Below are 5,507 nucleotides of genomic sequence, written 5' to 3'. Positions count from 1 at the left end.
CATCCCTCATACGGGTGTACGGGCGCCGCCATCCGGTGTACAAACGGCATACGCGCTCCCGGCAGCGGGCAGGCAGGCGACCAGTCGACGCCATCCTCCCGCCGCCATGGGCCCACCTGCCGCAGCCGCCCCGCCGCGGGTTCCCGGGCCGCCGGGCCCGAAACGCAGGCCCGAATACAGGCCTCCCACCGGCTCCTCGCGGCGCCTCCGCAGGCCCCGGCCACTGTTGAGGTCGCCTGCGCCTCGGCGCTTCCCGTACACTTCACACGCGACCCGGTCCGCCGGGTCGACTTCGCACGCCCCGCCACCGGCGGTCGGACGCGGTTCGTCCGCAGCCCCGCCAGGTGCGAGTGCCGCTCGGTCCGCCGAGCCCGACCGGTCCCCGGACCGAGCGGGCGGAAGCGGCTCGGCACGTTCGGGGCGTCAGGCGTGGCTGTCACCTGGCTGCCACGGACAAACCGAGCCTGACCCGGCTGTCGGCAGTCGCCACAACGAATCGCCGCCGCCGGGCCGTAACACCTGAGGAGCACGGCAATGGCCGTCGTCACGATGCGGGAGCTGCTGGAGAGCGGCGTCCACTTCGGTCACCAGACCCGCCGCTGGAACCCGAAGATGAAGCGCTTCATCATCACCGAGCGCAACGGCATCTACATCATCGACCTGCTGCAGTCGCTGAACTACATCGACCGCGCCTTCGAGTTCATCAAGGAGACCGTTGCCCACGGCGGCAGCGTCCTCTTCGTCGGCACGAAGAAGCAGGCCCAGGAGGCCATCGCCGAGCAGGCCACCCGCGTGGGCATGCCCTACGTGAACCAGCGCTGGCTCGGCGGCATGCTGACCAACTTCTCGACCGTCTACAAGCGTCTGCAGCGCCTGAAGGAGCTCGGCGAGCTGGACTTCTCGGACGTGGCCGGCTCCGGCCTCACCAAGAAGGAGCTCCTGGTCCTCCAGCGCGAGCACGACAAGCTGGAGAAGACCCTCGGCGGTATCCGCGACATGCAGCGCGTTCCCAGCGCCGTCTGGATCGTGGACACCAAGAAGGAGCACATCGCGGTCGGCGAGGCCCGGAAGCTCAACATCCCGGTCGTCGCCATCCTCGACACCAACTGTGACCCGGACGAGGTCGACTACAAGATCCCGGGCAACGACGACGCGATCCGCTCCGTCACCCTGCTGACCCGCGTGATCGCCGACGCCGTGGCCGAGGGTCTGAAGGCCCGCGCCGGTGTCGCCAAGGGCGACGCCAAGGCCGAGCCGGGCGCCGACCAGCCGCTGGCCGACTGGGAGAAGGACCTCATCGAGGGCGAGAAGAAGGCCGAGGAGGCCCCCGCCGCCGAGGCCCCTGCCACCGAGGCGCCGGCCGAGCAGGCCTGACGTACCAAGGGTGAGGGGCACCGGCCGGTACGAAGCCGGCGGGTGCCCCTCTCTCCCGCGCCGGGACCGGATCGACGGTCCCGGCGTCACCCCACGCAGACACGCGAGACGCGAGAAGAGATTCACACCATGGCGAACTTCACCGCCGCGGACGTCAAGAAGCTCCGTGAGCTCACCGGCGCCGGCATGATGGACTGCAAGAAGGCCCTGGACGAGGCCGAGGGCAACGTCGAGAAGGCCGTCGAGCTCCTGCGCATCAAGGGCCAGAAGGGCGTTGCCAAGCGCGAGGGCCGTGACGCCTCCAACGGCGCCGTCGCCGCGCTGATCGCCGAGGACAAGAAGTCCGGCGTCCTGGTCGAGCTGAACTGCGAGACCGACTTCGTCGCCAAGGGCGAGAAGTTCGTCGAGGTCGCCGACGCGATCGCCGCCCACGTCGCCAAGAGCGCCCCGGCCGACCTGGAGGCCGCCCTGGCTTCCGAGATCGAGGCCGGCAAGACCGTCCAGCAGTTCGTGGACGAGGCCAACGCGACCCTGGGCGAGAAGATCGTCTTCCGTCGCTTCGCCCAGTTCGACGGTGACGGCTTCGTCGCGGTCTACCTGCACAAGACCAGCCCCGACCTGCCGCCGGCCGTCGGCGTCCTGGTCGAGCTGGACAAGGAGAACGCCGAGGTCGCCAAGGACGTCGCGCAGCACATCGCCGCCTTCGCGCCGAAGTACCTGTCCCGCGAGGAGATCCCGGCCGAGGCGCTCGAGAACGAGCGTCGCGTCGCCGAGGCCACCGCTCGCGAGGAGGGCAAGCCGGAGGCCGCCCTGCCGAAGATCGTCGAGGGTCGCGTCACCGGCTTCGTGAAGGAGAACTCCGTCCTGGAGCAGGCCTTCGCGAAGGACAACAAGAAGACCGTCGCCAAGGTCCTCGAGGAGAACGGCGTCGCCCTCAAGCGCTTCGCCCGCTTCCGCGTCGGCGCCTGAGCCACGTTCCACCTGGTTCCCGGCCCCTCTAGGCTGGGAACCGCCCCCGCCCGCTGACAGGGCGGGCGGAACGCCGAACGGGCTCACCCCGCGCCACCGTCAACGGGCGGGCTCGCGTCGGCACCATGAACGACGAGGAGGCCATTGCCGTGCAGGACACCGAACCGGTTCCCGCGGCAGTGGCCTCCTCGCGTGTACGCGCAGGCGGGGCATCCGCACACCCGCGCCTGTGACCAGTAGGTGCTAAAAGGAGAAGTCCATGCAGGAGACGCAGGAGACCGCGCAGGACCCCAAGGCGGGCTCGCGCCGCCGGGTGCTGCTCAAGCTGTCCGGTGAAGCCTTCGCCGGTGGCGGCGGGCTCGGCGTCGACCCGGACGTCGTGCACGCGATCGCCCGAGAGATCGCCACGGTCGTCCGCGCCGGTACCGAGGTCGCGGTGGTCATCGGTGGCGGCAACTTCTTCCGGGGCGCCGAGCTCCAGGTCCGCGGCATGGACCGGGCCCGTTCCGACTACATGGGCATGCTCGGCACCGTCATGAACTGCCTGGCGCTGCAGGACTTCCTGGTCAAGGAGGGCATCGAGACCCGGGTCCAGACCGCCATCACCATGGGCCAGGTCGCTGAGCCGTACCTGCCGCTTCGGGCCGTCCGGCACCTGGAGAAGGGCCGCGTGGTGATCTTCGGCGCCGGTATGGGCATGCCGTACTTCTCCACCGACACCACGGCGGTGCAGCGCGCCCTGGAGATCCACGCCGACGTCCTGCTGATGGGCAAGAACGGCGTGGACGGCGTCTACGACTCCGACCCGCGGACCAACCCGGACGCCGTGAAGTTCGACGCGCTGGAGTACTCCGAGGTCATCGCCCGCGACCTCAAGGTCGCCGACCTCACCGCGATCACGCTGTGCAAGGACAACAACCTCCCGATGCTGGTCTTCGAACTGCTGGCGGAGGGCAATATCGCGCGTGCGGTGAAGAGTGAGAAGATCGGCACACTCATCAGCCAGGATTCCGTCCGGGCCTGAGCAGCAACCAGTCGTACGGAACGGTGTCGGCGGTCGGCACCGCGACCGGCCCCGATGCCGGCACCGGTCGGGACAACAGCAGATGAACCGGACAGGGAGACCACAGTGATCGAAGAGACCCTCCTCGAGGCCGAGGAGAAGATGGAGAAGGCCGTCGCCGTCGCCAAGGACGACCTCGCGGCCATCCGCACCGGCCGTGCGCACCCGGCGATGTTCGCCAAGATCGTCGCCGAGTACTACGGCGCCGTGACGCCGATCAACCAGCTGGCCTCGTTCTCGGTGCCGGAGCCGCGGATGGCGGTCGTCTCGCCGTTCGACAAGACCGCGCTGAAGGCCATCGAGCAGGCGATCCGCGACTCCGACCTGGGCGTCAACCCGTCCAACGACGGCTCCATCATCCGGGTGGTGCTGCCGGAGCTCACCGAGGAGCGCCGCCGCGAGTTCATCAAGATCGCCCGTACCAAGGGCGAGGACGCCAAGGTCTCGATCCGTTCGGTGCGCCGCAAGGCCAAGGACGCCATCGACAAGCTGGTCAAGGACGGCGAGGTCGGCGAGGACGACGGTCGCCGCGCCGAGAAGGAGCTCGACGACACCACGGCCAAGTACGTGGCCCAGGTCGACGAGCTGCTGAAGCACAAGGAAGCCGAGCTGCTCGAGGTCTGATGAACGACGCCCCTGACGCCCCTGGCTACTGGGGCCCGTCCGACCAGCAGTTCCAGCCCTACCGCCCGGCGCCGCAGCCGCAGTCGCAGGTACCCCGGTCGTCGGCCCACCCGACGCCGGGGTACGGCGAGCACCCGGCGCCGGCCCAGGGCCACCCCGGCCACGCCGTGCCGGGTGCCGCCCAGGGCCACGCCGTGCCGGGTGCCGTCCCGGGCGACCAGGGCCTCCGTTCGGATCACCCGCAGCAGCCTCCGGTGTACTGGGGAGGCGACGCGGAGGAGACTCAGGTCATGCCTCCCGTCCCGGCGGATCCCGGCCCGCCGGCCGGTGCGTCCAGCTACGGCCGGGGCCAGCACGCGGCGCACGGCCGGTCGGCGGCCCCCGGTCAGCAGGCCGGGCCAGCCGACGCCCGGGCCCGGGAGGCCGGCTGGTTGAGCGGCCCGCCGTTCCGGGGCGAGCGACCCGAAGCGGCGCCGCCGGGAGTGACGGAGACGGTCGTGCTGCGCGCGATAACCGACGACGTCGCCCCAGCCCCCGCCCCCGGTCACGGTGTTCCGCCGTACTCGGGGGCTCCGGCGCATCCCGCGCCGCCGCAGAGCCACGCGGCGGCCGGACAGCCCCACTTCGTGCCGTCGTCCCACCCAGGGCAGGAGACATCCGTGGCCGCCCAGCCCGCCCCGCAGCCGGAGCCGCCCAAGCAGCGCGGTGGCCGTAACCTCCAGGCCGCCATAGGCGTGGGGGTCGGTCTCGGTGCGGTGATCATCGCCTCGCTGTTCGTGGTCAAGGCGCTGTTCCTGGTCGTCGTGATGGCCGCGGTCGCGGTCGGCAGCTGGGAGCTGACGACCCGGCTCGCCGAGCGCAAGCAGATCAAGGCGCCGCTGATCCCGCTGGTGGTGGGCGGCGTCGCCATGGTGGCCACGGGCTACTGGGCCGGGGTCCAGTGGGCCGCGGCCTCGCTCGCGCTGACCGGGCTGGCGGTGATGGTCTGGCGGATGGCCGAGCCGCCGGAGAACTACCTGAGGGACATAACCGCGGGCGTGTTCACCGCCTTCTACGTCCCGTTCCTGGCCACCTTCGTGGCGATGATGCTGGCGGCCGACGACGGCCCGCAGCGGATCGTGCTCTTCCTGATCGTCACGATCTGCAGCGACACCGGTGCCTACGCGGTGGGCTACAAGTTCGGGAAGACCAAGCTGGCCCCGACGATCAGCCCCGGGAAGACCCGCGAGGGTCTGGCCGGCGGCATCGGCCTGTCGATGCTGGCGGGCGCCCTGCTGATGCAGCTGATCATCGACGGCGGCAGCTGGTGGCAGGGCCTGATCCTGGGCGGCTGCGCGGCGGTCACCGCGACCCTGGGCGACCTGGGCGAGTCGATGATCAAGCGCGACCTCGGGATCAAGGACATGGGCACGCTGCTGCCCGGCCACGGCGGCATCATGGACCGGCTGGACTCGCTCCTGCCGACGGCCCCGGTGGT

Annotated in this window: 5 protein-coding genes; all 5 read left to right on the top strand. The window is 70.6% G+C overall.

From position 1 onward, the window contains the following. Positions 1–534 precede the first annotated feature (534 nt). Positions 535–1,374, top strand: coding sequence for a 30S ribosomal protein S2 (gene rpsB / locus J0670_RS28600; protein ID WP_207814583.1), 840 nt, complete (start codon positions 535–537; stop codon positions 1,372–1,374). Between the two features lie 129 nt (positions 1,375–1,503). Continuing rightward, a complete protein-coding gene (gene tsf / locus J0670_RS28595) occupies positions 1,504–2,343 on the top strand; it encodes a translation elongation factor Ts (protein WP_207814582.1) in 840 nt (279 codons plus the stop codon). A gap of 259 nt (positions 2,344–2,602) precedes the next feature. Further along, positions 2,603–3,367, top strand: coding sequence for a UMP kinase (gene pyrH, locus J0670_RS28590; protein WP_030056790.1), 765 nt, complete (start codon positions 2,603–2,605; stop codon positions 3,365–3,367). 105 nt (positions 3,368–3,472) lie between these two features. Continuing rightward, positions 3,473–4,030 (top strand): ribosome recycling factor, encoded by a 558-nt coding sequence (frr, locus tag J0670_RS28585; protein ID WP_207814581.1) that lies wholly within the window; start codon positions 3,473–3,475, stop codon positions 4,028–4,030. A gap of 290 nt (positions 4,031–4,320) precedes the next feature. Further along, positions 4,321–5,507 (top strand): phosphatidate cytidylyltransferase (locus tag J0670_RS28580; protein ID WP_374223188.1); only part of this gene is annotated, 1,187 nt, incomplete at its 3' end.

It is taken from the genome of Streptomyces sp. FH025 (genome assembly GCF_017427025.1).
Lineage (GTDB): Bacteria > Actinomycetota > Actinomycetes > Streptomycetales > Streptomycetaceae > Kitasatospora.
This window is presented reverse-complemented; position numbering and strand designations above follow the sequence as displayed.